This window comes from Rhizobacter sp. P3_B12 (assembly GCF_056402895.1).
In genome coordinates, this window is record NZ_JBFUGN010001291.1 from 1 (window position 1) to 1,396 (window position 1,396).

A 1,396-nucleotide genomic window follows, 5' to 3' on the forward strand; every position below is an offset into this window, starting at 1 on the left:
CTGCCGAACAGCTCGGCCACCTGGCGCGGGCCGGGCGGTGCGGCCTCCCAGCCGTGCAGCGTGGTGGTCCAGCCTGCAGGGCGCGCCAGGCACACCAGCGAAGGCGCAGAGGCAGGAGCCTCTGGCAGCTCGCCCACATGCACCTCCACGCGCGTGCCGATGCGCTGGCTCAGCAAGGCCGCGGCGCGCTCGGCCAGCGCCTGCGGCGTCTCGGGCGAKTGCAGCGCGAGCCGCCAGGCGCCCAGGTCGGCCACCGACACCTCGCCGCCCGGGTACACCAGCCGCTCAGCGAAGCGCCGCACCGGGCCGTTCAGCGCGAGGCAGCTGGCCGCCACCGCGAGGCCACCGATCCAGCGCGACTCGATCGGCAGCAGCGGCGTCACCGCGACGATCGCCGCGCCCAGCGCCAGCAGCAGCGCCCACACCAGCGCGCGGCGCGCCCAGGCATTGGCGACGAACACGCCGTAGCGCAGGATGCCGTAGACGAGGATCAGCGGATAGAACGGCAGCCCGAGCAGCGGGAACGGGTACACCGGCCAGTCGAGCACCGCGATGCCGTAGCCGGTGAGGCACAGCATGCCCCACWGGCACGAGGCGGTGACGGAGGCGATCTGGTTGAAGTACTGGCTGAATTGCCAACCGCGACCCGGCCGGCGCGCCCGCATCAGCGTGTGCAGCAGCACCGAGACGCCGCCGATGCCGAGGATCACCCACGCCATGCTGGCGATCCAGCCGCTCAGGTTGGCGATGGCGATCCAGCCGATGTCGCGGTGCGCGACCAGGTGGCCCGGCACCAGGATCTCGGCCGCGAGCGTCGACACCGCCCCCAGCGCATACGCGGCTGCGACGCCGGCCCGGCCGATCTCGACGCGGCAGAACACCAGGCAGAAGTGGAAGAAGAACGACGAGGTGAGCGGCGCGGTCGCGAGCAGGGCCATGCTCGCGCGCTCGACCTCGTGGCCGAACCAGTTCGGCAGCTCATTGCCGGTGATCCAGATCGCGATGCCGGTCAGGAAGGCGGCCAGCAAGCGCGCCCCCGCGACCCGGTCGGCCCACCACAGCAGCACGCCGGCCAGGGCCAGGGTCTCGAACAGCGCAAAGGCCAGGGTGGCGTGGATCAGCATGCAGGGGTGACCTGTCAACCAGGTTGACGACGAGGGGTTCGCGCACTGTATACGAAGTATGCAGATCGAAATACAAAACCCAATCAAATCAACGGCTTGCGTTCGACGAACGGGGTGGTCCGGTTCTCGCGATAGAGGCTGTGTCAGCCACCTTCGAACAACACCATGACTGCCCTCACCGCCCTGCTTGCCACCCGCCTGCGCCGCACCTCTGCACCGAGCCGCACCCCCGCGCGCGCCGCGCCGCTCGACCTGGCCGCGCTGGTCGGCGC

General features: G+C 70.9%; 1 pseudogene. It reads right to left on the bottom strand.

The window, feature by feature from the left end:
• Positions 1-1,124: pseudogene (locus AC1D01_RS34615) on the bottom strand (sensor histidine kinase); the annotation flags it as partial.
• Positions 1,125-1,396 lie beyond the last annotated feature (272 nt).